The following is a 2,137-nucleotide window of genomic DNA, read 5'->3' on the forward strand; positions in this document are numbered from 1 at the left end:
GCTCGTCGCGTGCCTGCTCGTAGGACAGGGTCTCACGGTCTGTCACAGGAAGATCCTATTCGCTATCGGCGGTGACGATCAGTTCGTCGTCGGTGAACCGCAGCAGCAGCTCTTCACCAGAGGAAACCTCCGCCGCGGAGCGGACGACAGCGCCGTCGGCGTTCTGCGCGATCACGTAGCCGCGCCGGAGGGTAGCCGCGGGTGATAGCGCCAGCAGCCTGGCGTGCATGTGCGCTATGTCGTCGCCCGCCCGGTTCAGGCTCGCGTCGAGGCACTGGCGGGCGCGCGCCGCGAGCGCGTCCACCTGCTCCGCCTGGCGCTCGATCTCCCGGACTGGGTCGGCGATGGCCGGCCGCGACCTGATGGCGTCCAGCCACGCCTGCTCTCGGTCGAGCCAGCCGCGCATGCTCCGGCGGCCCCGGTCCCGCAACTGGGTGACCAGGGCCATCTGCTCGGCCACGTCGGGCACGATCCGCTTGGCCGCGTCGGTCGGAGTCGAGGCCCGCAGGTCCGCCACGTAGTCGAGCAGCGGGGTGTCCTGCTCGTGTCCGATGGCCGACACGACAGGCGTCCGGCAGGCCGCGACCGCACGGAGCAGCGCTTCGTCGGAGAACGGGAGCAGGTCCTCGAGCGAGCCGCCGCCCCTGGCGATCACGATCACGTCGACCTCTGGATCCGTGTCCAGTTTCCGCAGCGCCTCGACGACCTCGCCTGCCGCGTACGGGCCTTGCACGGCGGACTGCTCGATCCTGAAGCGGACCGCCGGCCACCGGCGCTGCGCGTTCTGCACCACGTCCCGCTCGGCCGCCGACTCCCGCCCGCAGATCAGCCCGATGACACCGGGGAGAAAGGGCAGCGTGCGCTTGCGCTCCCGGGCGAACAGTCCCTCCGCCGCGAGCTGCCTGCGCAGCTTCTCCAGCCGCGCGAGCAACTCACCGATCCCGACCGCGCGGATTTCGATCGCGGTGAGCGCGAACGAGCCGCGGGTGGCGTTGAAGTCCGGCTTGACGAACATCACGACCCGGGCGCCCTCGGCCGGGCTCACGGCCTCGAAGACCGCCCGCGTGCAGATCACCTGCGCGGACACGGCCGCGATGGGGTCTCTGAGCGTGAGGAAGACGGTGTTGCCGCGTTTCTTGCACTCGGCGATCTGCCCCTCGACCCAGATCCGGCCGAGTTTGCCGATCCACCCGCCGACAGCCTGCAGCACGGTCCGGACGGGGACCGGTGCTTCCGCGGACGTCTCAAGGGCCATGCCCTCTATGGCACCACACCCGACTGACATCCGGGCCGCATGCCGGCAACCGGTGAGCCTTGTGACACTCCGGGTCGGTAAGGAGCCCTTGAACGCGATGAAGCCAGAATCGTTCGGGCCTTGTGTGGCACAAGGCCCGAACGAGGGCAACGCTGGCTACGACTCGAGCTTCGGCAGCCCTGACGTCATCTTGATAAGGCGGTTCTGGAACATCTTGACGACCTCGGGCCGGTTCTGGTTCGCCTTCTCATAGTCCATGAGCCGGGTGAGGTCGTCGTTGGACAGGTTCCTGAGCCTGGCGCGCAGCGAAGCGACCGTCAGCTCGTCGTAGTTCGCCAACGGCAGCGCGCTGCTCGCCGCCGAATCGCCGGTCGTCTCCGTTGCCGCGCTGGTCTCCGGCTGCGCGGGCGCCTCAGCCGCGACAGTCTCCGGTTCCGCACTGGTCTCCGGCTCGGCCGCGGTCTCGGCGACCGACTCCGGAACGGCGTTGTCCGCGGGAGCCGCCGTGGCCTCCGCGGTTGCCGTGTCTTCCGGTGCCGGGGTCGCCGTGGCGGCAGGGGCCTCCGCTGCGGGCTTGGACCGCACCTTGTCCATCACGGACATCAGCGAGCCGAAGCCTGCGAACATTGCCCGCAGCATCGACGCCGGGCGTTCCTTCATCTGCGGGGCGCTCATATCACACTCCTCGAGGGTTAGGTGGGCACAAGTCTGCCCCAGGATGCGCCTCGCCCGTTGTGTGTTAATAAAGGTGGTACCGACGGTTTCTCCACTTGGTGCCGAAATTCATGATCAACCGGGCACCTGATGTCAGGCGCGCCGACCGTTACATGGCCGGGCGTCTCGCACACGCGCCGGCCGGCTCGCCTAACATGGAAGCATGTC

The 2,137-nt window shown here is 68.7% G+C and carries 2 protein-coding genes; both read right to left on the minus strand.

The genetic code is table 11. From position 1 onward, the window contains the following. Nucleotides 1-55: 55 nt before the first annotated feature. The gene (gene xseA / locus VN779_RS18270; RefSeq protein WP_325724911.1) at nt 56-1,255 is read right to left on the minus strand and encodes an exodeoxyribonuclease VII large subunit; all 1,200 of its coding nucleotides are present in this window, start codon (nt 1,253-1,255) and stop codon (nt 56-58) included. Between the two features lie 156 nt (nt 1,256-1,411). Beyond that, nucleotides 1,412-1,930, minus strand: coding sequence for a hypothetical protein (locus VN779_RS18275; RefSeq protein ID WP_325724913.1), 519 nt, complete (start codon nt 1,928-1,930; stop codon nt 1,412-1,414). Nucleotides 1,931-2,137 lie beyond the last annotated feature (207 nt).

Source organism: Actinocrinis sp. (assembly GCF_035605935.1).
Classification (GTDB): Bacteria; Actinomycetota; Actinomycetes; order Streptomycetales; family Catenulisporaceae; genus Actinocrinis.

What these genes read in the sequence shown, in the direction of transcription:
- xseA (WP_325724911.1), bottom strand. Translation starts at nt 1,255, where the DNA reads ATGGCCCTTGAGACGTCCGCGGAAGCACCGGTCCCCGTCCGGACCGTG.
- VN779_RS18275 (WP_325724913.1), bottom strand. Translation starts at nt 1,930, where the DNA reads ATGAGCGCCCCGCAGATGAAGGAACGCCCGGCGTCGATGCTGCGGGCA.